The organism is Desulforegula conservatrix Mb1Pa, assembly GCF_000426225.1.
Lineage (GTDB): Bacteria > Desulfobacterota > Desulfobacteria > Desulfobacterales > Desulforegulaceae > Desulforegula > Desulforegula conservatrix.
Genome location: NZ_AUEY01000018.1, coordinates 25596 through 51480, shown reverse-complemented (window position 1 = coordinate 51480; position 25885 = coordinate 25596). Strand labels below are relative to the sequence as shown.

Annotated in this window: 21 protein-coding genes; 14 read left to right on the top strand and 7 right to left on the bottom strand. The window is 40.8% G+C overall.

Annotation, left to right across the window (positions count from 1 at the left end):
* The first annotated feature begins 38 nt into the window (after nt 1-38).
* The 7 genes from K245_RS0108980 to K245_RS0108945 all read left to right on the top strand — a co-directional run bounded on the left by K245_RS0108980 (nt 39) and on the right by K245_RS0108945 (nt 7953).
* A complete protein-coding gene (locus K245_RS0108980; protein ID WP_232223814.1) occupies nt 39-896 on the top strand; it encodes a branched-chain amino acid ABC transporter permease in 858 nt (285 codons plus the stop codon).
* Between the two features lie 302 nt (nt 897-1198).
* Nucleotides 1199-2206 carry a branched-chain amino acid ABC transporter permease gene (locus K245_RS0108975; RefSeq protein WP_051284002.1) on the top strand — a complete coding sequence of 336 codons (1008 nt, stop codon included), beginning with the start codon at nt 1199-1201 and terminating at the stop codon, nt 2204-2206.
* 63 nt (nt 2207-2269) lie between these two features.
* Complete coding sequence (locus tag K245_RS0108970) at nt 2270-3031, top strand: ABC transporter ATP-binding protein (RefSeq protein WP_198013860.1); 762 nt, start codon at nt 2270-2272, stop codon at nt 3029-3031.
* A 41-nt stretch (nt 3032-3072) separates the two neighbouring features.
* The gene (locus K245_RS0108965; RefSeq protein ID WP_027359019.1) at nt 3073-3810 is read left to right on the top strand and encodes an ABC transporter ATP-binding protein; all 738 of its coding nucleotides are present in this window, start codon (nt 3073-3075) and stop codon (nt 3808-3810) included.
* 496 nt (nt 3811-4306) lie between these two features.
* Nucleotides 4307-5602: a phenylacetate--CoA ligase family protein gene (locus K245_RS0108955; RefSeq protein ID WP_027359017.1), complete on the top strand. Its 1296-nt coding sequence runs from the start codon at nt 4307-4309 to the stop codon at nt 5600-5602.
* A 224-nt stretch (nt 5603-5826) separates the two neighbouring features.
* Complete coding sequence (gene folD, locus K245_RS0108950) at nt 5827-6732, top strand: bifunctional methylenetetrahydrofolate dehydrogenase/methenyltetrahydrofolate cyclohydrolase FolD (protein WP_027359016.1); 906 nt, start codon at nt 5827-5829, stop codon at nt 6730-6732.
* Nucleotides 6733-6996: 264 nt separating this feature from the next.
* Nucleotides 6997-7953 (top strand): M23 family metallopeptidase, encoded by a 957-nt coding sequence (locus tag K245_RS0108945; protein ID WP_027359015.1) that lies wholly within the window; start codon nt 6997-6999, stop codon nt 7951-7953.
* A gap of 2 nt (nt 7954-7955) precedes the next feature.
* Here K245_RS0108945 and K245_RS0108940 read toward each other — a convergent pair whose 3' ends face one another.
* The 3 genes from K245_RS0108940 to K245_RS0108930 form a co-directional block, all read right to left on the bottom strand.
* A complete protein-coding gene (locus tag K245_RS0108940) occupies nt 7956-8426 on the bottom strand; it encodes a PilZ domain-containing protein (RefSeq protein WP_027359014.1) in 471 nt (156 codons plus the stop codon).
* A 414-nt stretch (nt 8427-8840) separates the two neighbouring features.
* Nucleotides 8841-10145, bottom strand: a complete 1305-nt coding sequence (locus tag K245_RS0108935; RefSeq protein ID WP_027359013.1) for a CBS domain-containing protein — start codon at nt 10143-10145, stop codon at nt 8841-8843.
* A 24-nt stretch (nt 10146-10169) separates the two neighbouring features.
* Nucleotides 10170-10970, bottom strand: coding sequence for an MraY family glycosyltransferase (locus K245_RS0108930; protein ID WP_027359012.1), 801 nt, complete (start codon nt 10968-10970; stop codon nt 10170-10172).
* Nucleotides 10971-11462: 492 nt separating this feature from the next.
* On the opposite strand from K245_RS0108930, the gene K245_RS26515 reads away from it, so the two are divergent.
* Nucleotides 11463-12746, top strand: a complete 1284-nt coding sequence (locus K245_RS26515) for a carboxypeptidase regulatory-like domain-containing protein (RefSeq protein WP_027359011.1) — start codon at nt 11463-11465, stop codon at nt 12744-12746.
* A gap of 311 nt (nt 12747-13057) precedes the next feature.
* Here the strand turns inward: K245_RS26515 and K245_RS0108920 are convergent, their stop codons facing one another.
* Nucleotides 13058-13888, bottom strand: coding sequence for a formylglycine-generating enzyme family protein (locus K245_RS0108920; RefSeq protein WP_027359010.1), 831 nt, complete (start codon nt 13886-13888; stop codon nt 13058-13060).
* A gap of 488 nt (nt 13889-14376) precedes the next feature.
* Between K245_RS0108920 and K245_RS28040 the strand changes: the two genes are divergently transcribed.
* From K245_RS28040 to K245_RS26510, 4 genes are all read left to right on the top strand, one after another.
* On the top strand, nt 14377-14535 hold the full coding sequence (locus tag K245_RS28040; protein WP_198013859.1) for a hypothetical protein: 159 nt from the start codon (nt 14377-14379) through the stop codon (nt 14533-14535).
* Nucleotides 14498-15601, top strand: coding sequence for a flagellar basal body-associated FliL family protein (locus K245_RS0108905; protein WP_027359008.1), 1104 nt, complete (start codon nt 14498-14500; stop codon nt 15599-15601). The genes K245_RS28040 and K245_RS0108905 overlap by 38 nt, the downstream gene beginning before the upstream one ends.
* Nucleotides 15602-15891: 290 nt before the next feature.
* The gene (locus K245_RS0108900; protein ID WP_035276835.1) at nt 15892-17058 is read left to right on the top strand and encodes an exo-beta-N-acetylmuramidase NamZ family protein; all 1167 of its coding nucleotides are present in this window, start codon (nt 15892-15894) and stop codon (nt 17056-17058) included.
* Nucleotides 16985-17788, top strand: a complete 804-nt coding sequence (locus K245_RS26510; RefSeq protein ID WP_084156179.1) for a ribonuclease HI — start codon at nt 16985-16987, stop codon at nt 17786-17788. The genes K245_RS0108900 and K245_RS26510 overlap by 74 nt, the downstream gene beginning before the upstream one ends.
* Before the next feature lie 193 nt (nt 17789-17981).
* Here K245_RS26510 and K245_RS0108890 read toward each other — a convergent pair whose 3' ends face one another.
* On the bottom strand, nt 17982-18194 hold the full coding sequence (locus K245_RS0108890; protein ID WP_027359006.1) for a hypothetical protein: 213 nt from the start codon (nt 18192-18194) through the stop codon (nt 17982-17984).
* A 634-nt stretch (nt 18195-18828) separates the two neighbouring features.
* On the opposite strand from K245_RS0108890, the gene K245_RS23715 reads away from it, so the two are divergent.
* Both K245_RS23715 and K245_RS23710 read left to right on the top strand, forming a co-directional pair.
* On the top strand, nt 18829-21447 hold the full coding sequence (locus tag K245_RS23715) for a 1-acyl-sn-glycerol-3-phosphate acyltransferase (protein WP_051284000.1): 2619 nt from the start codon (nt 18829-18831) through the stop codon (nt 21445-21447).
* Between the two features lie 16 nt (nt 21448-21463).
* Nucleotides 21464-23161, top strand: a complete 1698-nt coding sequence (locus K245_RS23710; protein ID WP_051283999.1) for a sugar phosphate nucleotidyltransferase — start codon at nt 21464-21466, stop codon at nt 23159-23161.
* A 242-nt stretch (nt 23162-23403) separates the two neighbouring features.
* On the opposite strand, the gene K245_RS0108875 is transcribed toward K245_RS23710, so the two are convergent.
* Nucleotides 23404-23955, bottom strand: a complete 552-nt coding sequence (locus K245_RS0108875; protein WP_027359005.1) for a DUF1439 domain-containing protein — start codon at nt 23953-23955, stop codon at nt 23404-23406.
* A 474-nt stretch (nt 23956-24429) separates the two neighbouring features.
* On the bottom strand, nt 24430-25776 hold the full coding sequence (locus tag K245_RS0108870) for an acetyl-CoA hydrolase/transferase family protein (protein ID WP_027359004.1): 1347 nt from the start codon (nt 25774-25776) through the stop codon (nt 24430-24432).
* Between the last annotated feature and the right edge of the window lie 109 nt (nt 25777-25885).

The following is a 25885-nucleotide window of genomic DNA, read 5'->3' as shown; positions in this document are numbered from 1 at the left end:
AACCATCATTTTGGCCGGATTTTATACAGTATATCTTTATGGGCATACAGCGCGGCTGTATTTATGCGCTTGTGGCCATGGGGTACAATATTATTTACAACTCCACCGGCGTAATAAATTTTGCCCAGGGCGAGTTTGTTGTTTACGGCGGCCTGATGATGGTAACCTTGACCATGTCTTTGGGAATGCCGGTTCTGCCGTCATTCTTTTTAGCCGTCATTTTTGCAATGATTGTCGGAATACTCATGGAGAGGCTGACAATAAACCCAGTTAAAAATCCCACAGGGCTTCAGCTGATAATAATAACAATTGCTGTTTCAATCATTATGAAGGGCCTTGCCATGTGTTTCTGGGGCAAGGGTTCCCATTATATGAAGCATTTTTCAGGAGATGAGCCTCTTAAGGTTTTGGGAGCTCTGCTTCTTCCCCAAACATTGTGGATTATGGCTATTCTTTTCATTATCGTGATTCTTCAGGGCTTTTTTTTCAAATATACAATGACGGGCAAGAGTATGCGCGCCTGCTCAATAAATCGTGATTCAGCAAAACTTGCGGGTATTAACGACAGATTCATGGTAATGCTGTCCTTTGCTCTCTCAGCCGGTGCAGGCGCGGTTGCAGGAATTATAATTACACCTATTATCCAGATGGATTACGGTCGAGGAGCCATTCTTGGGCTAAAAGGATTCGGAGCCGCTGTGGCAGGAGGTCTTGGAAGCAGTTTCGGCGGTGTTTTAGCCGGGCTTCTTTTGGGGATTCTTGAGGCCATGGGAGGCGGTTACATTTCTTCCCATTATATGGATGCAATGGCACTTATAATTCTGATTATGGTTCTTTTCATAAAACCATCCGGGCTGATGGGCGGCGCAGGCGCTAAAGGGACAAGGGAAATTTAGCAGGCTTTTTTTGTCTTGTATGGTAAAATTGCATAATCGTAGTCTGCTCAAGCTCTAAGGCTTGCGCACCAGATGCGTGTGCCCCTGGCGGGTCGCTTTTTGGAAAAAGTTCCGCAAAAACTTTACGGTTTGCGCTTTCTGGCAATGGTTCTTATTTATTGAGCATTTAAATGCTTCGGCTATGTCTTCCAAGCCGCAACCGACAATTGAGCATAGTCTTTGTTTTGTATTTTGGAACTATGGAATTGCTAACATACTGTTCTTGCAATTTATAATTTATAATTAAGTTTTTTCGGATTTTTATGACAGATGTTTTCAGAAATTACGCTCTTTTAATTTGCCTTGCAATCGGGGTTGCTGTTATTCCTTTTTTTGTTTCAGGAAGCTATTATCAGGGTATTTTGATTTTTTCAGCCCTTAATTGTCTGACATGCACAGGCTTATGCCTGCTTTCCGGTTATGCAGGGCAGATTTCCATAGGTCATGCAGCCTTTAATGCCCTTGGTGCATACGGGACAGGGATCTGCACGACAATGTTTGGTCTGTCTCCTTTTGTTGGTATGGCTGTTTCCGCTGTTATTTCAGTATTTGTGGCATTTGTTTTAGGTGGCCCGGCACTTAGATTGAAAGGGCATTATCTTGCCATGGCAACCCTCGGATTCGGTGCAATAATTCATACGGTCGCTGTTGCTGCCGTTGATATTACCGGCGGCCCCCAGGGTATAAGCGGTATTCCTTCAATAAGCCTTTTGGGCTTTGAACTTGACTCAGATCTCAAGCAATATTATTTATGCTGGGCAATTGCACTCTTGGGCATTTTTTTTGCGCTGAATCTTATCAATTCTAGAATAGGGCGTGCTCTTAAGTCTATTCAGGGAAGTGAGGCAGCTGCTTCGTCAATCGGTATCAATACTTCCATCTACAAGATTCAGATATTTGCACTAAGCGCTCTTTATGCTTCAATCTCCGGGAGTCTTTATGCTCATTATATGGCTTATATTGATCCTGAACCTTTTGATGTAATGCACTCTGTTCTTCTTGTCACCATGGTAGCTGTCGGAGGCATGCACCAGATATGGGGTGCTGTGATAGGATCGGTCGTTCTTTCACTGTTGCCTGAGGCTCTTTCATTTATAGGTGAGAATTTCTCGATCATGGGTGTTTCATATAAGACTGATTACAATACTCTTGTTTACGGCGGAATATTGCTTGTTATAATGCTTTTTCTTCCTGACGGTCTTGCCGGCGGTCTGGTTAAAATAAAGAACTCGTTAAAGAGCTCTGTGATAAAAACACGCAAGTCTGCATGAAATTTATTTTGAATAACTGCATTTACGTTTTAAAATTCTGGGATTTGGAAGGCTTCACTTATAGTGTCTGAATATATATTATATATTGAATCAGTCTGTAAATCTTTTGGCGGACTTCTGGCAGTTAACGGGCTTGATCTTGCAATACCAAAAGGCTCGGTTTCATCTGTCATAGGGCCAAACGGAGCAGGCAAGACAACGCTTTTTAATATGATAACAGGCTATGTCATGCCTGATTCAGGCGTTATCACGTTTAATGAAATTTCAACCAAAGGCCTTAAACCGCACCAGATTGCTTCGCTCGGTATAGCCAGAACCTTTCAGAATATTCAGATTTTTCCAGGCATGTCAGTTCTTGAAAACGTAATGGCAGGCAGGCATCTGAAATCAAAGTCAGGATTTTTCCTTTCGTCTTTTTTTCCTCCTGTCCTTAGAGGTGAAGAGCGCAAGATAAAAGAGAATGCTGAAAAATGGCTCGAATTCACAGGCCTTACATCCGAGGCTTGTAATAATGCAGGAAGCCTTCCGCTTGGCAGCCAGAGGCTCCTTGAGCTTGCAAGGGCCCTTGCCATGGAGCCTGATCTTATACTTCTTGATGAGCCTGCTTCAGGTCTTAATACGAGGGAAACCTTCAGGATGGGAAGCATGATAGAAAAAATCAAAGCAATGGGTACAACAGTCATGCTTGTGGAACATGATATGGAGCTTGTTATGGAGATTTCCGATTTCGTGGCTGTGGTTAATTTCGGTACCAGGATTGCTTGGGGAACGCCTGCCGAGGTTCAGAGAAATCCCGATGTGATAAGGGCTTATCTTGGTGAGTGAGTCTTTATGTCTCATTCAGGAATGAATCATGGAAATGCTGAATGCTTAAAATAGTAAATATAAATTGTCATTATGGCCTTGTGCATGTTCTTAAAAATGTGTCTCTCCACGTAAAAGAAGGAGAGATAGTCACGCTCATAGGCGCAAATGGTGCCGGAAAAACCACCACCCTCAGATCAATTAGCGGCCTGCATTTAGTTTCCGGCGGATCCATCACGTTTATGGGCAAAGAAATAAAAGGCGTGTGCGCGGAAAAAAGGGTGGGCACCGGAATTGCTATGGTTCCAGAAGGCAGACAGATTTTCAGGCCAATGAAGGTTGTTGAAAACCTCATGATAGGCGGTAACCTTATTTATCGTCGAGAAGGCAGAAAAGCCCTCACAAAAGCCATAGAAGAGATGTATGAAATATTTCCTCTGCTAAGGGAGAGAAAATCACAGTATTCAGGCACTCTGAGCGGAGGGGAGCAACAGATGCTTGCACTTGCAATGGCTCTTATCAGAAAACCCAGGCTCCTTCTTCTGGATGAACCGTCAATGGGGCTTGCTCCGCTTATTGTAAAAGATATTTTTCAGACAATTTCCATGCTCAACAAGGAAACCGGCCTTACAGTCCTTCTTGTTGAGCAGAATGCCAATGCTGCTTTGAATATCGCCCACAGGGGATACGCTCTTGAGACAGGCAAGATCATTCTTGAAGATACTGCTTCTTCTCTGAAGATGAATCCTGAAGTAACCAGGGCATACCTTGGTAAGGAAAAAAGAGAAATTTGGGAATAATCGGATTGATGCTTTATTTGTTTCAATTTAATAATCCGTATATGCTTTATTCTCATTTGAAATAGCCTTGTATGGTTAAATTCACTTAAAAAAGGCCAGTTAGTAGGTCGTTTTAGAGTGCCCCTTTGCTCGTAGTCCGGCATTGATTCGAATGCCCCAGGCGGATCGTTTTTTTTTTAAAGTTCCGCAAAAACTTTATGATTATTGCAAATGCTCAAATTTGACAAAGTCGCAAAAAGTCAGATTCCCGTCATTCCGGTTCAGGCAGGAATCCATAAGTATCTGAGAATACAAAGATGCCGGATCAAGTCAGACATGACGACACCGCCCGTTTTTGACTTTTGCGAGACCATTAAATTTGGATCACCTGACATATTAAGCAAAGCTTTTTATGAGACTTTTTCAAATATTAACCAGCTCTGATTATATTGCCTATCTATATTAAGTACGGATCATGAGCCATCTGATTTTTCATGCTTTGCAAAGGAGAAACGCCATGGAATGCTGGGATCCTTCAAGAGAGTTGATGCCTCTGGATGATATCAGGCAGTTGCAGCTTGAAAGGCTTCAGGCTGTATTCAACAGGGTTTTCAAAAATGTCAGTCATTACAGACGGATTTTCAGGCAGATAGATTTTGTCCCCGAAGATCTGAGGTCTGTTGATGATATAACGAGGCTGCCTTTTACAACTCGCGAAGATCTTAAAAGAGACTATCCCTATGGCATGTTTGCGGTTCCTTTGCGTGAGGCAGTCAGAATTCATGCTCCGGCGGTAAATCTTGACAAGCCTGTCGCAGTTGGTTTTACGGCAAATGATCTGAAGAACTGGGGGCAGCTCATGGCAAGAATGCTCAGGGCCTCAGGTGTTACAAAAGATGACGTGATCCAGGTTTCCCTTCCAATGGGCAAAACCACCGGCCCTTCTGGAATTCAGCTTGGTGCCGAACTCATAGGCGCTTCTGTTATACCTCTTTCAAATCAGAATCCCGAAAATCAGGTAAAGATAATGAGGGATTTTCGAACCACAACCCTTGTGTCAACTCCGACATTTGCTCTTCAGCTCAAGGCTGAAATGGATAAACTCGGAATGGATCAGGTGGGACTCGTTTTGAAAAGGGGTATTTTAGGGGCCGAGCCATGGCCAGAGTCAATGAGAAACAGAATCGAATCCTCAATGAATATCTCTGCAACAGATGCTTATGGTCTTGCAGAAATATTCGGACTGGGTATGGCCTGGGAATGTCAGGCAAAAAAAGGACTTCACGTTTCAGAAGATCATTTTCTGGTCGAGATTATTGATCCTTTATCAGGTCAGCCTATGCCTGACGGCCACGAAGGCGAACTTGTCGTTACTACGCTTTCAAAAGAAGCTTTTCCTTTGATCAGATTCAGGACTGGTGACGTCGCAAGTATAGATAGAAGCGTATGTGAATGCGGAAGAACTCATTGCAGAATATCAAGGATTTCAAGAAGGGTCGATGATGTCATCGTTATGAGGGGCACTTGTGTTATCCCTGATCAGATAAGGGTTATCCTTGAAAAAACCGGAGAGGTTGATCCAAAGTTCCAGCTTGTTGTTGAGAGAAAAAATGACCAGGACTTTCTTTCTGTTGTTGTAGCTATTTCCGACAATATGTTTTTTGATGAGATGAAAAAGCAGAGATTGTTTGTTGAAGAACTTGTACGAGGAATTTCAGGTTATCTTGGATGGGATGCAGCTGTTAAGCTTGTTGAACCTGCTGCATTCGACCATACCGTCAAGATCAAGGATCTCAGAGGTTTTTCTGATTGATTAAGGTATCCATAGTGTGTCTGCTATAATATAGACAAGGTCGCAAAAAGTCCGATTTTCGTCATTCCTGCGCAGGTCGGAATCCAGAAGTGTCTGAAAATACAAAGGATGCCTGATCAAGTCCGGCATGACGTCAATCCTTTTTTGACTTTTTGCGAGTCCATAAATCTTGAATTGTTTTGCGCACGCCTGCGCCGCATGAATATATGAAAATGGAGGCTTATATGTCAGCTGTCATAATAAATGGTAATGAAATACGAGAAGGTATACTTGCGGATCTAAGAGAAGAAGTCGCGGCCTTAAAGGCCAAACACGGCGTTGTTCCTGGACTTGTAACAATTATGCTTGGTGAGCATCCTGCGTCGGTTTCCTATGTTTCTCTTAAAATCAAGACAGCAAAAGGTCTTGGATTTAATGAGATACAGGTCAGTCTTCCTGAAAACATATCTGAAACGGACCTTCTTGAAACAATAGAGAAGTACAATAGGGATGATCGTGTTCATGGTATTCTTGTCCAGCTTCCACTGCCTAAACACATAAGTGAACAGAAGGTTATAAATGCCATTCGCCCGGAAAAAGATGTAGACGGCTTTCATCCTGTAAATGTCGGCAAGACGCTGATTGGAGACACAACCGGTTTCAGGCCGTGTACTCCTGCGGGTATTCTTGAAATGATAATAAGGAGCGGGATTAATACATCTGGGGCAGAAGTCGTTGTTGTTGGGAGATCAAACATTGTTGGAAAGCCAATTGCAGCCATGATGATGCAGAAAGGGCCTGGAGGAGACGCCACTGTCACCGTAGTTCATACAAGGACTAAAGATCTTTCCTATCATTGCAGGAGGGCGGATATTCTTATTGTGGCAGCCGGAGTACCGGGCCTTGTAAAGTCATCATGGATAAAACCAGGGGCTTGCGTGATTGATGTTGGGGTCAACAGGGTGGGGGAAAAGAAAGATGATAAGACCGGCAGAATCATACCTCTTTTAAGAGGAGACGTCGATTTTGAAGAAGCTCGGGAGATAGCAGGCTGGATAACTCCGGTACCCGGTGGAGTAGGGCCCATGACTATTGCGATGTTGATGTCAAATACAGTACGATCATTGAAGCGCAGTCTTTTATTAATATAATAAGCCATTTATTTATTATTGTCTGACAAATGAGTTTCTTGGTTATTTTATCTTTTTGATTATATATAATAAAAACAGGTATTTATTATGATATATCATGCACTGTTGTGACATGGTGTCGTATGATTTTGTCTGTCTTTTCTTGACAGCTTACCTTTACTTATGGTATCTATGCCGCTAAAATAACTAATTGTTAATATGTATATAGCTAAATGTTCGGAGGCTTTATTATATTTTATCTGTATTTAAAGATGGTTAAAAAATATGTCTAGATATTATACCTTAATGTTTATTGATGATGATGGCTCATCTGTCAAAAGAGCAGTAATCTCTAAAAAACTTCTTATATCGGTTTTTTCATTCGTTATCTGTATAATAGCAGCACTTACATATGTTTTTTTTGATTACTCCAAACTAAAGAATACCTCATTCCAGACCAAACGTTTTGAGAAAAGACTTCTTAGCAACAGAGGGGAGCTTGAAAACCAAAGACGTCAGATTCAGCTTTTTGCTGATGAGATTAACGCTCTTAAGAAAAAGATGGAGAGCCTCAACACATTTGAAACAAAAGTTGCTGAAACACTTAAGAGTAAAAAAGTTACAAAGGAAGATTTTACAGGCATGGGCGGTTCCATGCCTGACGATATAAATACCAACCTCTCGCTTGGTGACAGGCATAATTCGCTACTCAGGGAAATGCACCAGCAGCTTGATCTTATTGTTGCAGAGGCGGAAAAACAGGATGTGGATTTCAATGTACTCCTTAAATCTCTGGAAACTTTTGAGAATCAGAAAATTTCTGGTGAAAAGAATGTCAGAAATTTAGTCATTTCTTCTACTCCAAGTCTGAGACCGGTCAACGGCGGCAATGTTACATCCCGTTTCGGGTATAGGGAGTCTCCTTTCGGAGGACGCACAGAAGTACACAAGGGATTTGATATAGCAGGAAGCGCGGGAACACCTATAAGAGCCGGAGGCGATGGTATAGTGTCTTTTGTTGGCGACAAGGGAGCTTATGGCAAAACAATAATAATCAGCCACGGACACGGTATCGTTACGCAGTATTCTCACCTTTCTTCATATAAAGTAAGTTCCGGTGATAGGGTAAAGAGGGGGCAGACAATAGCCGGAATGGGAAGTACGGGAAGAAGTACCGGAAATCATCTCCATTATGAGGTTCATCTCAACGGCGTTCCTGTTAACCCGCAAAAATACATGTAATCTCAATTTGAGGATAAAACCAGTTCAAGGGCTTTTCTAGTTTCAGGTGATACATTACTGAATCTGACACCAATCCCTCTGTTTAATATCCTTTCTTGGGAAACTCCTGAATTTGACCATACGACTTGGGCTGTCATGATCGGCAGCCTCGGTTCATTCAAAAACTCGACTTTCAGAATAGTTCCTAACCCCAATGATTCATTGCATTTTATAAAGGCTCCGCTAAGACTCATATCTCCTGATGTTGCTGGAATTGCGCCGGTCAGATCATTGCAGAATATTAAAAGAGGCTGACCTGTTTTAATTCTTGTGTGCTGCCTTTTTTCCTTTGCTCCGCAGTCAGCGGCCAGATTCTTGATCCTATGATTCTGAAGTTCCTTTGAGTTTTTGCATTTCACTTTCTCGTATATTTTTGAACAGATAAAAAGTACTCCTCCGCAGATCATTATTGCCACCATAAGCTGTTTGAACATATTGCCTCCTGACCCAAATAAAATTTGATGAACTATCAAAATAATCCGATTCCCGTTCATAAAATAAACAGAGCCTGATTTATTTTGTACGAGCTATTTATTTGCCAAACCTGACACAGTTATTAAACTTCGGGTTACATAAGAACAATGGTTAGAAGGATGGTGAAAAAAGGATAAAAAGCAGAACATATTTATTTCAATTTTGACAAAATTGCAAAAAAAAGTTAGATTTTCGTCATTCCGGCGCAGGCTTTAATACATAACTGTCTGAGAATAAGAAGATATTAGATCAAAACAGGTATGACCCCGATTTTTTTGCGAGTCCATCAATTTTGAATCAATGCATCTTTGATTTGAAATCTGGAATTAGCTGTCGGCCAAAATCATTTATGAATTCAGCCGACAGAAAAATATTTAATCAGGGAGCATATCATAAAAATAATTCATCATATCTGACCTTGAGACTATTCCTATGAGTTTGCCATCCTGCAAGACAGGGAGTCTTCCTATGTCGTATTTAACCATTATCCTTGCTGCTTCCATTACGCTTTTTTCAGGAGCTATGGTTACAAGATTTGGGCTCATGAATGCTTTTACAGGAGACTGCATCTGCTGGGTCTTTTTGACTTTTCTGAAGTCTCTTTTTGATACGACCCCAACCATGTTGCCGTCGCTATTTACAACCGGCATTCCAGTGCATCCCTTTTCGACAAGAATTTTAGACAGATCTTCCATTGACGAATCCTGAAGGATGGAAAAAACCGGAAAGGACATTATATCTCCGACAAGAATGCTTCCCTGTTGATCGCCCTTTATAAGCTCTGTTATTGTCTCGATAACAGTGTCCGGGTTGACCGATTTCATGAGCGCAGAACCTGCTGCAGGGTGGCCACCGCCGCCAAGTACCCTCATTATTTTTCCGATGTTAAGATCCTCGTTTTTGCTTCTTCCTATGATCATGACTCGGTCTCTTTCGGCTTCAACAAAGACACCGATTGCGGCGTCAGCATTTACAATATTTCTGTACATATTTACAACGGCCGAAAGATTTCCAACATGTCCTGATACTTCTACACGGTTAAAGCTTATGGAATGGCCATTGATTTTTGTGCTTACCGCGTTTTTAAGCATTTCGAAAAGGATTTCTTTTTGTTTCTCACCGTAAACCTGCATCAGAAAAGTGCTTAATATATTGAGATCTGCTTTTCTCTCAAGGAGGTATGCTGCTGACATGGCATCTTCCGCTGTTGTTGCGGGGAAAGTCAGGTTGCCGGTATCTTCGTATAAGCCAAGGAGAAAAAGTGTCGCCTGAATTGGTGTGATCAGAGTCCTTTTTCTTTTAAGCTCTCTAATCAGCAGTGTGATGGTGGCGCCTGTTTCTTCCTGGCAGGATGAGACTACTGGCCTTATGTCTCCTTGTTCGTGGTGATCCCATATGATCACTTCCAGATCGTGCTTATTCTTAAGAGGCGATGTTGAGCCGTCAAGCCTGCTCCAGTTGTTGGTGTCTACAATTATCAGTCTGTTAATGTCTGAGGTTTCTATTTCGGAGAATGAGTAGGAATCAAAAATGTCCTTGTGTATGGACAGAAATCCCTTGACATTTGGATTGATGGCTTTGGGAAGAACAGGAAGTGCATCAGGATAAATAAGCTTTGCCGCCATTACCGAAGCAAGAGCATCAAAATCCACATTCTTATGAGTTGTAATAATATCCATTTAAAGCCTTTTTTGGTGCAAAAATCAGTCTTTAATTTCAAAAACAGCAGATTCATTCATGGATTCTATTTTCTTGATATCTTCATGATCAATCAACCGTCTTTTGTCAATTGCATTGAACTCAATCTGCTTTATCGCAATCTCCTTCTGAACCTCAATGGTTTTGCGCGCCAAAAGATATCTGAGGTAGATTATCCATAGCATTGTTCCAGCTCCAAAAACTGAAATAACGATGAAAAACCATTTGTAATTTATTATGAAATCAAGGGTAGCTTTTGAAATGTAAGTAAATAGGTTGGGTATGACCCAATACAGGAAAACCGATAGAAGCAGTATGAAGCCTATCGCAAAAATATCGAGGCGTTCAAATATCTTCATGTAAGCGGGCAGTCCCTTGCTTCCCGAAATATCATCGTAAGATTCCATGATGCTTGGTTCAGTTGCGTGAAAAAGCGATTTGTAAGCTTTCACGGCAAATGCAGAAAGTAATATCAGAAAAAGAGGAAGCCCGGCAGCCGCAGTAAGCCAGGCCCTGAAAGGAAAGGGGATGTCTTTTGTTACCAGCTTTTTTTTATATGTTTCCAAAGAGCCGAAAGTATTTTCAAAATAATATTTGTCAAATTCGGAAAGGTGTTCTCCATTTATCTCATATATAACCTGATCAGTGCTATCTATTATCTGTAAACACTTTTTATTGCCTGACTGACTAAATGCCGAAATCAGAATCAGACCTTCAAGAATAAGAATAAAGACTATGACAAGGATGATATTGCGGTCATGCTTTTTAGCAAGGTCTTGTTTATCTTCGTTATAATGATCCGTCATTAATTGACACCTTTTTTAAATCAAATTTAAAAAAATATTATCATAGTTATTTTGTCTTATACAGAGTTAAATTAAATAATTATGAATTTGTATTACCAAAAAAATAGCGCAAGGCATCGTTAAAAAAAATAATCTGATTCTTATAGACCTCTGATAGAGGTCTATCCTCTTAAAATAATAAAAAATCCTCTTTAAAAAACGCATGAAAAGAGTTAAATATATAGATATATTTAATTTAAAGAATTCTGTGAATGATTTGCTCAATAATTATTATTGAACTTTGACAAGGCAGCAAAAAGTCCGACACCTTCATTACTGTGCAGGCCTGAATCCAGAGGTAACTGAAATTCAGGATGCCGGATCAACTACGGCATGGCGCCTACGCCTTTTTTGACTTTTTGCGAGACCATTAAATTTATCATACTGAAGAAACTTTGATCCGAAGGCTTCGGTCATATTTTGAGTTAAACATGTATATTTGAAGGGGGAAGTATGGAAAAGAGATTTTTAAGAAGTATTTTGCTGTCCGTTGTTTTTTTGTTAGCGTTTGTGCCAGGATTTGCGATGGCCACAGATTGCGTTGTAACTCCTAAATCTTTGCAAATGAATTACACCACAATGCCAAAAGCTGGCGTGCCAATTGATTTTACTCTGGATGCAGTATCAAGCTGCAGTGGCTCACTCTTTTATTTTTTTACTTATATCCCGGATTATGGTTCAGCGTCTTATGATGCATATAACAACTGGGTTAATATGATGACTGGTACCCAGGTCGTCACATTCACACCAAGCAATACGGTTAGATATACTTTTGACACACCCGGCTATTACATCGTGGTAGGAGATGTTATGCCTACAGAGGCTTTCCCGGCTGTGAGAAATATTATTGGTACTTCAGTCGCTGTCCAGGAGAACTCTGGCGGAACAGGAACCTGTCCATTCCAGGCAACCGGTCTTAACATGACAGTTACAAATGCTCTTAACGGTGACGTAGTACCCGGCGCCACAGTAACAGCACTTGGCCAGACAAATACCACAAATTCAAGCGGTTCCGCTTCATTGATCAATCTTCCGACGGATCAGGATGTTGTTGTTCAGGCAAGTGCTCCAGGATATATCACCCAGTCTCTTCAGGTAAGGCTTGCCTGTGGTCAAGTACAGACCCAGGGTCTTGCCCTTCTTCCGTCAGGAGATGCAGGAGTGGCAAGCGGTGACATAAGAGTTATTCTTACTTGGGGTGAAAATCCTTCGGATCTTGACTCACACATTACAGGGCCTAAATCAGACGGCTCTACTGACCGCTTCCATGTATATTATTCCAATACAAACAATAATGGCTCTGGTGCTGCATCTGACACGACCATACCTTGCTGGCTTGATGTTGACGATGTAACAAGTTACGGACCAGAAACAGTCTCAGTCAACAAGTCCGGCAGCTCATATGTCGCTGGTACTTACAGGTACTATGTTCATCACTATTCAGGGTCAAATAACATCCCGACAAGTGGCGCGGTTGTTCAGGTATACAAAGGATCTCAGTTGATAAGAAGTTTCAGCGCGCCTACTACAACAGATGCCAGTGTTGGTGATAATTATGTCTGGTCAGTTTTTGAAATGACTTTAGGAGCTGATGGAAGTTATACAATCAATCCTGTTAACACCTACTCATCAACAGGCTATTCTTCATATGATACGACGGTGTTCAGAAATGGCGTAAAGCTTCCGTCTTTCATTCCTGAAGTTTATCAGCTGTTCATGAGTATGCCTGCAAAATAAAAATCAGTAATTTTCTCATTAAATTTTTAAGGCTCCGGATCAAATCCGGAGCCTTTTTATTTGTTAATATTTATCTGATTTTAAGGATTGCATCGCCCTGAGATAAGGTCGGAAGAGGTATTTACGGTTTCATAATATTTGATATATGAATCCTTGATGGTCTGTCAAAAAGTCAGAAAAGTGTTTTAGCGTCTTCTATACTTGACCCGGCATCTTTGTATTCTCAGATACTTCTGGATTCCGGCCTGCTCCGGAATGACGGTAATCTGACTTTTTGCAACTTTGTCATATTTGATATATGAATTTTTGAATCAGTCTTCTTTGGGTTTGCTTTCTTCAGACATTACTACCCTGAACCCAAGAACAAAATCCTTGAATACATTCATATTAAAATAACGATTTGCAGACCTGCAGTCCCTTGCGCTGAAAACGTAGCCACCGCCCTTAAAAACCTTGCCTTTGCCTTCAGACGGCCCCTTGGGGTCTTTTACATCATCTTTGCCGAGATCCTCAGTATACCAGTCTTCGCACCATTCCCATACATTCCCATGCATATCATAAAGTCCGTTTTTATTTGGTCTTTTCAATCCTGTTTCATGTGGGAAGTTTTCATTTATTTTTACAGTATTTTCATTGAACCACGCATATTTATCAAGATCCTGGGCAGTTCCCAAAAATCCGTACGCACCTTTTGAGCCTCCTTTGCAGGCATATTCCCATTCTGCCTCAGTCGGCAATCTGTATTTATCTGTTTTTTCAAGTTCGTTCAGTTTTTTGATAAATTCCTTGCAGTCATCCCATGAGACAAAAGTCGCAGGGAAATTATCACCAGACTTTACATTTGTTTTTCCTTCCCATGGCTTGGTGCCCATGACAGAAGTCCATTGTGCCTGTGTCACCTCGGTTGTCTGGATGTAAAAATCTTTTGTTATTGTTACCCAGTGCTGGTTCTCTCTATTGTAACGTCCTTCTTCGTTTTCAGGACTGCCCATCTGGAAATAGCCAGATTTGATTTTTACAAAATTCATTCCTGCCGTGTTTGTGACCGGCTTTTTTGAAAAAACAACGGCCATGAAATAAGAAAAGGCAAGAACTGCTATCATCAAAATAGCTAATATTGATAAGTCTTTTAAAGTTTTCATATATTTCTCCCTTGGTTTATAAATATGTGAAACTGTTTAAACCATTTTATAGGTTAATTTCAAGCTATATTGGTTTCTTGAGTTATTTGGATTATTGGGTTATTGTTTTAAGTCAATAACAGCTAAAGAGGACTATGGGAAATGGAGATGTGCAGTCTCTGCGGAAAACTGAAAAGCGGTGCTGAAACATGCACGGATTACCAGGTCAGAATCCAGGGCAGTGTGTATTCTCCCGTAAAATATAGTTCAAAGAAACCCACCCCTTTCAATTCTGAAGAAACCAAAATGCGGTGCCCTTTGTGCGGCGTAAAACCTGGAGGGTATCATCATGTGGGATGTGGATTGGAGATATGTCCCTGTTGTGGTGGACGCTGGATTTTCTGCCATTGTCATGGCATAAAAGAAAGGCTAACTGATTTGTCCCGGGTTAGCGACAATGTCCTTGATTTGAGGACCGAAGCGATGAAGATAAGAAATAGGAAGAGTTAATGAAATATATTATCTGGTTTTTTCTTGTTGGTACAATAATCGGTGCAGCCAGAGCTATTGCCCGAAGCAGAAGACATTCGTCCACGCATGAAAATGAAACCTTTGAATGTACGGATTGCGATGATAACAACTGCGAATGTCATAAAAAAAATGAATAACGGAACTGCCAACCCATTCAAGACTCTGTATTGTCTGTTTTCGGTTTCAATACTGCTGCTGTTCTATTCATGCGGAGGCCCATCGACCCAGGAGCTTCTTATTGGAGAATGGATAGTGAAAGATGTTGATGCAGTTGTTGTTCTTAATGCCAATGGCACCTGGAAGCTTAAATCTGATGTGCCTTATCAGGAGCACAGCGAAAAAAGTGAGGGTGACCAGGTAAAGAAGGATAGCCCAAAGGAAGTTTCCGAAAAAAAAGAAGTTCCTAAAGAAGGTGAGAAAGACTCTAAGGAAAAAGAATCAGAAAGTAAAACTGGTGAGGGCAAAGAGTCAAAAGAAGAAAAGAAACCGGATGAGGAATCTTTCGGCCTCTGGGATATAAAAGATAAGACTCTTATGATCAGTGCCGACAGAGATATTGCAGGGCTTGATTGGAAAAAAGGTGACAAATTCGATTTTGAGATCATGGAACTTACCCCTGATCTGTTAAAGCTCAAAGGCAAAGATGGAAGTCCGTCAGAATGGGAAAGAATCAAGGAAGAAAAAGAAGGTGAAAAAACCTCTGAAGCAAAAGAGGACAAGCCTCTTGTGATTGAAGGCGATCCTATGGTGATAAATCTTCTCCAGAAACTCCAGTATGGGAAAGAAAGATATCTGTGCATCAAAATAGATTATCATTTTAAACAGCCGCCCGTAGATCCCAAAAAAGAGAAGGGCAAAGAGGATGAGAAGAAAGAAGGACGTGCGGAGCCGTATAAATATCAGTTTATCCATCCTGAAATTAAAGATGCCGTAATTATGCACCTTGGAGAACTTCAATATCGTGACGTGCGTAATTATGATAAGATCAAGGGGCTTAAGTCTGGCATAGAGAAAAAGATTGCGCCATATTTTTATGGCGAGCTCCTTGGCGTTGTGATTTCTGACGCAATCATTACCTCAAGCAAAGACAGCATTGATCAGTTTATTGGTCAATATGCACCGGAGCCTGCAAAGACTGAAGGTGAAAAAGAGGAAAAGACCAAGAAGGAAGGCGGGAGCGAGGAAAAAAAATCTGCTCATTGAATACTTTTTGCAAAGAGTTGTATCGTTTTTAGCCACACCCTTTAATGATTTTGAATGCTTTCATTATCCCATAAAAGAATTCAAAAGAGTATATATAGTAATTTGTTAAAATGAACTGAACAGATTCGATTTTGACAAAGTCGCAAAAAGTCCCAATCCGTCACTCCTGCGAAGGCCGGAATCCGGAAATATATGAAAAATACTGGATGCCGGATCATGTATTAGATGACGCTGAAGCCATTTTTTGACTTTTTTTGAGTCCATCAATTTTAACCGGGAACTTACTTATCATGATAAAGACCGGACTGAATAAGTTTATTGAAGGAGGCCATCCCTGGATTGAAGGAAAGAGACTTGGGCTCCTGTGCAACCCCGCATCCGTTGATGAAAATTTTATACATGCAAGATATCTCGTCAATGAAAGATTCCCTGGTCAGCTTAAGGCAATATTTTCTCCCCAGCACGGTTTTTTTGCGGAAAAACAGGACAATATGATCGAATCAGGTGATACGACTCTGCATGATTTCGGTATTCCTGTATTTAGTCTCTATGGTGAAACCAGGAAGCCGACAGAGCGGATGATGGAATTCATAGACGTATTGATTGTGGATCTGCTTGATGTGGGAACCAGAGTATATACATTTATATACACTATCTCATATTGCATGGAAGCTGCGAGGGAGTTCGGAAAGAAAGTAATAATTCTTGACAGACCAAATCCTGTGGGAGGGATAAAGGTTGAAGGCAATTGTCTTGACACCGAGTACTCTTCTTTTGTCGGCAGATACCCGATACCAATGCGCCATGGTCTGACAGTCGGCGAGCTTGCATACTTTATAAACAAAGAATTCGGGATAGGGTGTGAGCTTGAAGTCATAAAAATGGAAGGCTGGAAAAGAGGGATGATATATTCGGATACAGGACTTCCATGGGTTCCTCCTTCGCCGAATTTGCCAACCCCCCATTCTGCACTTGTTTATCCAGGCCAGGTAATATGGGAAGGAACGAACGTTTCGGAAGGACGTGGTACAACTTCACCTTTTGAGCAATTCGGAGCTCCTTTTATTGAAACAGGTGCAATCATTTCAGGTTTGCCCAAAGACAAAAGAGCAGGAATCGTTCTCCGGGAGGTTGGTTTTGAACCAACCTCAAATAAATGGGCAGGCCAGCTTTGCTGGGGATTCTTTATCCATGTGACTGATCACATGAATTACGATTCCTACGAGACTTCACTGCGGCTCCTCCAGGAAATCATAAGGAACTATACCGGCGTTTTTCATTGGAAAATCGAAGCCTATGAATATGAATTTGAAAAGCTTGCCATAGATTTAATACTTGGTGATATTAACCTAAGAAAAAGCATAGAAAATCTTGAGGATATCGATGCCATTATCAAATCATGGCAACCTCGACTTAAGAACTATATCAACAAAGCATCATTATTCCATTTATATTGATATGACAGACGAAAACAAAGCAGACGATAAAGAGAACTGGCTCAGAATGGTTTTTAAAGGAAACAAGGTCTGGGCTGAAAAAGGACCCGATGGCCAGCTTCTTCAACAGAACGGAAGAGTCAGAGTTAAATATAATCTATCCCATGACCAGGAATATCTGGTCAATCCGGTTAATTTGGGCAGCGTGGATGATCTTCCGAAAAAACTCGAAAAGAAAAAGGCCCCAAGAAGTAAGCCAAAGGAAAAAGAAACTGATAATGGTTCAGAGAAAAAGAACTACTTGGTTTCTTCAGCCTTTCTGGATGCAGGTCATGACCCTGATTCAATAATAGTTTATACAGATGGAGCTTCATCAGGCAATCCCGGGCCATCCGGGATAGGCGTCTATTTTGCATTTGGACGACATGAAAAAGAAATTTCAGAGTATATTGGTGAAGCTACCAACAATATTGCAGAACTGGAGGCAATTAGGCGGGCTTTATCTGAAATCAAGAATCACGAATTACCCTTGAAAATATATTCTGACAGCTCATATGCCATTGGTCTTATTACACTGAATTGGAAGCCCAAAAAAAATCAGGAACTTGTGGCAGAAATTAAAAAACTGGTTTCCAAATTTAAAAAAATTGATTTTATAAAGGTTGAAGGTCATAGCGGTATACCCGGCAATGAAAGGGCCGACAAGTTAGCCACAGGAGCTATAGAAAAATATGTGAAGAAGGGCACTTGAGGGGTGACAAGGCTGCAAAAAGTCCGATTCCCGTTATTCCGTTATTTTTTTCAAAATGATTTTCCGTTGATAAACGTAATAACAGCCTCGCCATCCAAACGGATCTGACATATGCCTTAGTGCATAATAAAAAAGCCCTGCCTTTTATAAAGGCAGGGCTTTTAAAGCTCTATCTGATATGAATCAGAATTACTTACTCTTCTTTAGCATCTGCTGCATCAACAGATTTGTCTTTCTGCCAAGAATCCTTCAGTTCATCAAAACCGAGGTAAAGTGCAAGCCCGCCTCCGAGAAGGAGAAGCGCTGGAAGAGTTCCTGCGATTATCTGAAGAAATGAATCAAAAAAAACCGCAATTCCAATAACACCAAGTACTGCGCCGATTGCGCCGCCGATCAACGTTTTCATAAAACCCAATCCTCCCTTTTTGAAAAATTAAAAGAAAGAAAAACTCTATTTTTCTTTTTTAGTTCAATATGCACTTAAAGGCTTTCCAGGTGCTTGATTGTGCAAAGCGTAACTGTTGCCTTTGGATCCTGTTTTTCGGGCACTTTCTCTGAGTTGCCATCTCGCCCCGATTCCGTTGGAATCCTGTAAAAGCTTATGGTTAGGGCTGTGTACTCAAATGGCGTGAACCGTAGCACACCGTTTTTTTAATGGCAAGCTTTAAATATCAGGGGATATTTTGCTTATGGGCACTCTGCCAAAACTGGGTTCATAAATCAATAGTAATCATTATAAAGTATATTTTTTTATATTTAATTAATTATTTTAGTATGTTGAATATCAGGTTTGACCTCTTGGGCAATAATCGCTGTTGACACTATTTTTTTAAGGGATTATTTATAATTTCTGGAATTATTATTCTAGTTGATTAATAATAAAATCAGATAATTATATAACAGTTTTTTTAATTGCGGAGAAAAGCCGGATATAAATGGTTTACATCCGCCTCCTTAAAGAAGGTTTCTTAGCAGCATTCATTATATCTGTCCCAGCAACAGAAAAATCCCATTTGAAATTCAAGTGAAGGAACAAAATAATGGCAAGTTTAAAATACTTAAAAAATGCGGCAGAATTTTACTACACTTTTATTCAGTTTTTACTTGGAAAAACCTACCACCATTTTCTATGCCAATTACCCAAAAAGCCTGGATTTATTTCAGGCCTTTTTTTCAAGCTTCTTTACAGAAACATAAGACTTGATGAAAAAAACAGACAGCTCATCGAAGGACTCTCAAAAGAGGGCGTTATTGTATATGTCAGCAAATACAAGAGTTTTTTCAATTATCTTTTTTCATATGCCAGGCTTAGAAATGATGGCCTTCCATACGCCACAATAGGCTTTGATCACTCCATATACGGCATGCAGTCCATGGTGAAATTGTTCCGGGTATTTCTTGCAAAAATTGATTATTTTTTTCGAGGACTCGGTTCACTTGATCCTTATTCCACCGGATTTGTCAGGGATAGGCTGATATCAGGTGATAATGCGTTTATGTCTCTCATTGACAGCAGGGCCTTCTATCTCAGGTTCATCAAGTCAAAAACAGATCCGATACAGCATCTATTGGAGCTTCAGAAGACAATGGAAAAACCTATTTTTCTTGTTCCTGAGCTTGTCTTCTTCAGCATCAATCCGGATAGATCAAATCCAAGTCTTTTGGATATTATTCTTGGCAGCCAGGAAAAGCCGGGAAGACTGAGAAGGCTGTTTATCCTTTTCAAAAACTCAAAAAAGGTTTTTGTGGATTTTTCTGAGCCGGTAAATCTTAAGGAATATCTTGGAAGACCTGAAATTGCCGGAAAACATCCCGAGTTCCAGGCCCTGTCACTCAGATTCAATCTGATTGATCGTTTGAACCGCCACCGTCAGAGCGTTACAGGCCCTATTCTTAAGTCTAGGGAGGAAATCAAGGAAAGTGTTCTCTCAAGTTATGACATAAGATCATTCATTGAGTCCCAGGCCAAAGAACAGGATGCATCCATTTATAGCCTTAGAAAAAAAGCGGATGCTTATATTGATGAAATTGCAGCAAACTACAGCATGAAGTGGATCAAAATTTACGATATTGTTCTTACCTGGATGCTCAAAAATATTTTTGAAGGCATGGTCGTCGACGTCAATGGCCTGGCAGAGCTTAAAAAAGCTTCGCACTCCGCACCTCTTGTGCTTGTGCCTTGTCATAAAAGCCATCTTGATTATTTGATTCTTTCCTATGTCTTCCATCATCACCATATGCCTTGCCCCCACATTGCAGCCGGGAAAAATCTTTCTTTCTGGCCAATGGGGACAATTTTCAGAGGCGGCGGCGCATTCTTTTTAAGACGAACTTTTAAAGGCAACCTTATTTATTCAAGAATCTTTGGAGCTTATATTGCCAAGCTACTTGAGGAAGGATTCAATCTGGAATTTTTTATTGAAGGCGGACGGAGCAGAAGCGGGAAGCTTCTGTATCCTAAAATGGGGCTTATGTCCTATCTTTTTGATGCCTACAAGAAAGAGTCCTGTCCTGATCTTATGTTTGTACCAATTAATATCGGATATGACAGGGTGCTTGAGGAAAAAGCCTATCTACATGAGAGAGAGGGTGGGGCAAAACAGGAAGAAAATATTTCACAGGTTGTGGGAGCCAGGAAATTTCTTAAAAAAAGGTATGGGAAAGTTTATGTGAATTTCAGCCAGCCCATTTCCTTCAAGCAATACCTTCAGGATGCAGGTATTGATATCAAGTCTGTTGAGAAAGAGGAGAAACACGAGATATGCTGTGATATGGGCCTTCGCATAATAAATTCAATAGCGGAAGTTGGAATGGTTACTCCCCATGGCATCGTTGCCTCAGCCCTTCTTAACAGCCAGAAAAAAAGGCTTGAGTACTCGCACCTGCATGAAGAGATGGGGGTTTATCTGAATTATCTTGTAGCCCAGAATGCTCGTCTTGCCGATACTTTGAACTCAGAGCCTGATGACGCCTTTGACTCGGTTCTTGACTCATTCCTTGATCGGGGATTTATAGAAAAATATGCCGGAGATGATGTACCTCTGAATGAAACGAATATATTTGTAAAAGAGAACAAACGTCCACTTCTGGATTATTATAAAAATTCATGTATTTCCTTTTTTATTCCAGCTGCTTATACTGCATTAAGCATTCTTGAAAACGATGCCTTCCAGTTTACGTCTTTCGACCTGCACAAGACATATAGCGTTCTCAAGGAAATGTTCAGGTTTGAATTTCCTGACACTTCTCTTCATGACTCTGCACGGAAGGTCAGGAGAAACCTGAAAGCTTTCATAGACGATGCCATTATAGTTCCACATCATGATTTGCCCGATACCTATAATATAACCTCTTCTGGTTTTAGAAAACTTAAGCTTTTTGCCCGTTTCTTAAGGGCTTTTATGGAATCTCTGCTGATTGTTCTTACAAGCCTTGAAAAACATCCTTTTGAAGAGCTTGATGAAAAAGAGCATATCAAGAAGATGTTTTCCGCAGGGAACAAGATGTTCAGATCCAGTGATATTGAGTGCGGAGAAGCAATTTCCAAGGAGAATTTCAGAAACGCTCTTCTTTATCTGAATGAGAAAGGGATTAGGTCTGATGCTGACATTCGCTCCCTCTGTTCGAAGGTTCAAAAATTTCTTGAGATAATGAATTAGCCTGACTGGAAAGAATATGAAAGCCCTTGTGCTTGCCGCAGGCCTTGGAACAAGACTGCGGCCATATACATATGTGACTCCTAAACCTCTCTTTACAATCGAGGGTGTCGCAGTGCTGGACAGAATAATCACCCAGCTTGTTTCTGCTGGGTGTTCCGCTATAATGGTCAATACCCATCATCTTGCCGAAAAGATTGAGGCACATGTGAAAAAGGGGGCATATCATGCCGATGTCAGGACTGTGTATGAACCTGCCATACTTGATACAGGCGGGGCGATCAGAAACATTGCGGAATTCTGGGATGACGAACCTTTTTTTGTAGTCAATAGTGATATTTTTACTGATTTTGATTTCAGGCAGATTTACAGGCATCATGCCGGATCACGCGCTGCCGCGACCCTTCTGATGCATGATGATCCAAGATTCAATAATGTAGCCGTTGATTTTGACGGCAGCATTTCAGAATTCAGGGTTAAAGAAGCTGGTAAGGGCCGACTTCTGGCATTCACGGGCATTCAGGTCGTATCTCCGGTTATTCTTGATTTTATTCCTGAAAATATTCCTTCTTCAATCATAGAAGCGTACAGCACTCTTATATCTGACGGCATAAATGTCAGGGCCTTTGTCCCTGATAGATTCGCTTGGGAAGATATTGGTACCCCTGAAGCATATCTGGGATTATCAAGGCAGATGCTGGCCGCAAGCGTTTTGGGAGCCGCCCCATCTGATATGGCATATGAAAGGTTGAAGGGCGATGGTTCCGACAGGCAGTGGTTCAGGGTTTCAGGTAATGGCGGGGTAAAAGTATTAGCCGAGCATGGCATAAAGAATTCTGAAACTATATGCGAGGCAGAGTCCTTTGTTAATATTGGTCAGCATCTATATAAAAAAGGAATACCTGTTTCAGAGATAATTAAAGGAGATGTTTTCAGCGGTCTGGTTTTTTTAAAAGACCTTGGGAATATCCATCTTGCTGATTTTGTGGAATCTGCGAATAGTCAGCAGGATATAAAAGAAATGTATAAAAAGGTAATATCTGATCTGGTCACCTTTTCCGTAAAAGGATTTGACGGCTTTGACGCTTCATGGGCATGGCAGACTACTGAATATTCAAGGGAAATGGTTCTTGAAAAGGAGTGCCATTATTTCAGAGACGCTTTTATAAAAAATTATCTGGGCCTTGAAATTTCAGACACATCCATAGATGCCGCTTTTGAATACATATCAGAAGGAGCCTCAGCAAAAGGTTTCAAAGGATTGATGCATAGAGACTGTCAGTCCAGGAATATAATGATTAAAAACGGGAAACCTTTTTTCATAGACTATCAGGGTGCAAGAAAAGGCCCTTTTCAGTATGATCTGGCCTCTCTTCTTATTGATCCCTATGTAGGGCTTTCTGAAAATCTGATAATAAGTCTCGAAGATTATGCCTTTGAATGTTTAACCGAATTCTCCATGTCCGACAGGCATGAATTTACTGAAAGCCTCTTGTTCTGCAAGGTCGCAAGGAATCTCCAGATTCTCGGGGCTTTTTCTTTTCTTTCTATGGTTAAGGGGAAGAAAAATTTTGAAAAATACATACCTGCTTCAATTCAAAGACTTGTCATAAATCTGGAACTGTTGCCGGATCAGCAAATTGCTTTCCCACTTGTGAATTTGGCGTCAAGAGCCCGGCAAATTATTTCAAACGGCTATGTCCCACTGAAAAGTTGAAATCAAAAATAAGACTCTGTTTCCTTTGAGTGTGGAAGGCAGTTTTATTAAAAGTATTAGTTAGCTGTTGGAATAATAAAGTATTCCGCACTTAACGGGAACTACGCCTGAAAAATATAAATAACTCAAAATACTGGGCGCAGGATCAAGTCCTGCATGACGCTGACGCTTTCTTCTGCCTTTTTAACATGCCCTTAAAATTGTAGTAATAAGGGGCATATGGTGTTCAAATCAGATTGTATCTATTTACCCATGGTAAGAACAAGTTTACCATTTTGAATTTGCATGTCCTGAAGCTTGAATTTGCCAATTATCGTATCTACGTCCCTGTCCTTGGATTCAAGGACATATATAGGATGCTGGCTAAGAAGCCCTGTTAAGGTTGTGTTGGTGAATTTTGTCAGTTCTGTTATCTGTTCAGTATACTGGGCTGGTATATTTTTTATGTCTAGTTTATCCACCTGACAGTCGTTCAGGAAAAGCTCTCCTGTATCAGTATTGAATTTGAGTCCTGAAGTGGCCTGAATTGTGCCATCACCAATAGGCATGATGTTGTTCATCATATTGACACCAACTTTGGCGTCTACGCTTATTGTAACTTTTTCAGTACCTTCTGTGAGAATAATCTGGGGGTTGTTGCATGCAAGTTCAAAGACCAGAAATGTTTTTTTAAGAGGGAAGTTTTCGGATAGCTTTTCATTTATTTGTTTGTCTGTAACATTTATTTTTATCTGGGCGCAGCCACCAAAAAAGAATGCTGATACAAACATAAAAAGCAGAATTATCCTTTTCATCGAAAAATTTCCTTGGATTTTTAGTTAACTGATTAATCTTGCCTGATCTTTTAGCCATGTGAGACTATATTTAAACAGCTCTACAGTCAAGTTTTAGAAGACAAAAGATAGAAGACAAATCTAAATTCCCAGCAAAACTATCACGGTCTTTTTTTTGCATAATGCAGGTCATATCAAAATGTGGCTATGCTCAATTCTCAGTAATATTTGAAAAGGTCATGGCCTGAACATTTGTAAGACTCTAAAAATATCAGTGTTTTTGTCTACTAACAAAACCACAAAGTTTTTGCGGAGCTTTTTCCAAAAAGCGACCCGCTCGAGGCACTCCCATAGCAACTTCAAAACAGCCGAAAGAATACGCTTCGTCTGACTTTGGTCTATTGGGTTATAAAGCCTCGCCGGAGGCTCCCTGTTTAACGATGGAGCCGTCTTTTGGAATTATCCACCATTCAATATTTTCAGATATTCATCTTTTTAATCAGCATCAATCCTGTTGCTTTTTGTCCATATCCCCATTCTTTCGGCATCCCTTACAAGTTCATCCCTAAAAAGAGGGTGGGCAATGCTTATGAGGGCCTCTGCCCTTTCCCATGTGGATTTACCCTTTAGATTGACGATGCCGTGTTCTGTGACCACATAATTAGTTATTGTCCGGGGCAGGGTAACTATTGTTCCTGTATCAAAGGATGGCCGGATTCTTGATCTGATTTTGCCGTCCTTGTCTTTTGTGGTTGATGTGAAGCATATAAAGGATTTTCCACCGGCCGAATGATATGCCCCATAGGCAAAGTCGAACTGACCGCCTGTTCCTGTGATATGTCTGTTCCCACATGATTCAGAGGAGATCTGCCCGAACAAATCTGCCTCAAGCGCATTGTTTATGGATATCATGCCAGGATTTGACATAATTCTTTGCAGATTATTGGTGTAGTCAACGGGAAAACTTGCGCAGCAGGGATTGTTGTCGAGGAAATCATAAAGCTCCGAACTTCCGAGTGCAAAAGTATAAACGATTTTGCCCGGATCTGTTACCTTATTTCGGTTTGTAAGTTTTCCAGCCTTGTACATGGCAAGATATGAGTCTGCCAGCATTTCAGTGTGAACGCCAAGATTTTTGAGATCAGAGTCTGCGATCATTTTTCCTATGGCATTTGGCATTGCTCCTATTCCAAGCTGGATGCAGTCTCCGTTTTTTATTTCTTTTACGATCAGTTCGGCAATCTTTCTGTCTGTTTCTGTGGTTACAGGGTCTGGAATTGAAAATGGAGGTGTATTGTCTGTTTCAACAATATAATCAACCTCTGAAATATGCACGGCTTCATCATATCCGCCAAGACATCTGGGGATTGACTCGTTTATTTCTATTATTACAAGTCTGGCGTTTTCAATTGCCGAGCGTGTGCAAGTGTTTGCCGCTCCATAGTTGAAAAATCCGAATCTGTCCATCGGCCCTGTTCTGAGCATGCATACGTCAACCCTGACATTTTTTCTGTAATGGCCTGGCCCCTCATGAAAAACAAAGGGTATGAAGTGACAGTTGCCGCTGTCATGGAGTTTTCTGTCCGAGCCGCTAAAATGCCAGCTATTGTAGATGATTTTGTTCATGCCTTGATTTGCCTCTGCAACTGCTGCAGTTCCCTGAAAGGCTATGGATCTGACCTTGACATCGGTCAGGGAATCGATTCTTTTAGCGAGCGCCTGATCAAGAACCTTGGGAACGCATATCAGCGAACCATAGTCTACCCAGTCTCCGGACTTGATGTGACTTACGGCGGCTTCCGGTGAAAGTATTTTTGAATTGTAAACAGTAGAGTATGTCATTTTAGCTCCTGAAAGTTTTTGAAGGGGACAATGGGATTTTTTTTAAAAAATTCCCTTGTTTTTTATTATTGATGGTCTCGCAAAAAATCAAAAATGGGAGGTGTCGTCA

Bases quoted from the DNA above. Each gene is read 5' to 3' on its own strand.
- K245_RS0108980 (WP_232223814.1), top strand. From the start codon at position 39: ATGGGCATACAGCGCGGCTGTATTTATGCGCTTGTGGCCATGGGGTAC.
- K245_RS26510 (WP_084156179.1), top strand. From the start codon at position 16,985: ATGCCATTATCAAATCATGGCAACCTCGACTTAAGAACTATATCAACA.
- K245_RS0108930 (WP_027359012.1), bottom strand. From the start codon at position 10,970: ATGACGGATCATTATAACGAAGATAAACAAGACCTTGCTAAAAAGCAT.
- K245_RS0108955 (WP_027359017.1), top strand. From the start codon at position 4,307: ATGGAATGCTGGGATCCTTCAAGAGAGTTGATGCCTCTGGATGATATC.
- K245_RS28040 (WP_198013859.1), top strand. From the start codon at position 14,377: ATGAAATATATTATCTGGTTTTTTCTTGTTGGTACAATAATCGGTGCA.
- K245_RS0108905 (WP_027359008.1), top strand. From the start codon at position 14,498: ATGATAACAACTGCGAATGTCATAAAAAAAATGAATAACGGAACTGCC.
- K245_RS0108875 (WP_027359005.1), bottom strand. From the start codon at position 23,955: ATGAAAAGGATAATTCTGCTTTTTATGTTTGTATCAGCATTCTTTTTT.
- folD (WP_027359016.1), top strand. From the start codon at position 5,827: ATGTCAGCTGTCATAATAAATGGTAATGAAATACGAGAAGGTATACTT.
- K245_RS0108900 (WP_035276835.1), top strand. From the start codon at position 15,892: ATGATAAAGACCGGACTGAATAAGTTTATTGAAGGAGGCCATCCCTGG.
- K245_RS23710 (WP_051283999.1), top strand. From the start codon at position 21,464: ATGAAAGCCCTTGTGCTTGCCGCAGGCCTTGGAACAAGACTGCGGCCA.
- K245_RS0108935 (WP_027359013.1), bottom strand. From the start codon at position 10,145: ATGGATATTATTACAACTCATAAGAATGTGGATTTTGATGCTCTTGCT.
- K245_RS26515 (WP_027359011.1), top strand. From the start codon at position 11,463: ATGGAAAAGAGATTTTTAAGAAGTATTTTGCTGTCCGTTGTTTTTTTG.
- K245_RS0108940 (WP_027359014.1), bottom strand. From the start codon at position 8,426: ATGTTCAAACAGCTTATGGTGGCAATAATGATCTGCGGAGGAGTACTT.
- K245_RS0108965 (WP_027359019.1), top strand. From the start codon at position 3,073: ATGCTTAAAATAGTAAATATAAATTGTCATTATGGCCTTGTGCATGTT.
- K245_RS0108890 (WP_027359006.1), bottom strand. From the start codon at position 18,194: ATGAAAACGTTGATCGGCGGCGCAATCGGCGCAGTACTTGGTGTTATT.
- K245_RS0108945 (WP_027359015.1), top strand. From the start codon at position 6,997: ATGTCTAGATATTATACCTTAATGTTTATTGATGATGATGGCTCATCT.
- K245_RS0108975 (WP_051284002.1), top strand. From the start codon at position 1,199: ATGACAGATGTTTTCAGAAATTACGCTCTTTTAATTTGCCTTGCAATC.
- K245_RS0108920 (WP_027359010.1), bottom strand. From the start codon at position 13,888: ATGAAAACTTTAAAAGACTTATCAATATTAGCTATTTTGATGATAGCA.
- K245_RS0108870 (WP_027359004.1), bottom strand. From the start codon at position 25,776: ATGACATACTCTACTGTTTACAATTCAAAAATACTTTCACCGGAAGCC.
- K245_RS23715 (WP_051284000.1), top strand. From the start codon at position 18,829: ATGGCAAGTTTAAAATACTTAAAAAATGCGGCAGAATTTTACTACACT.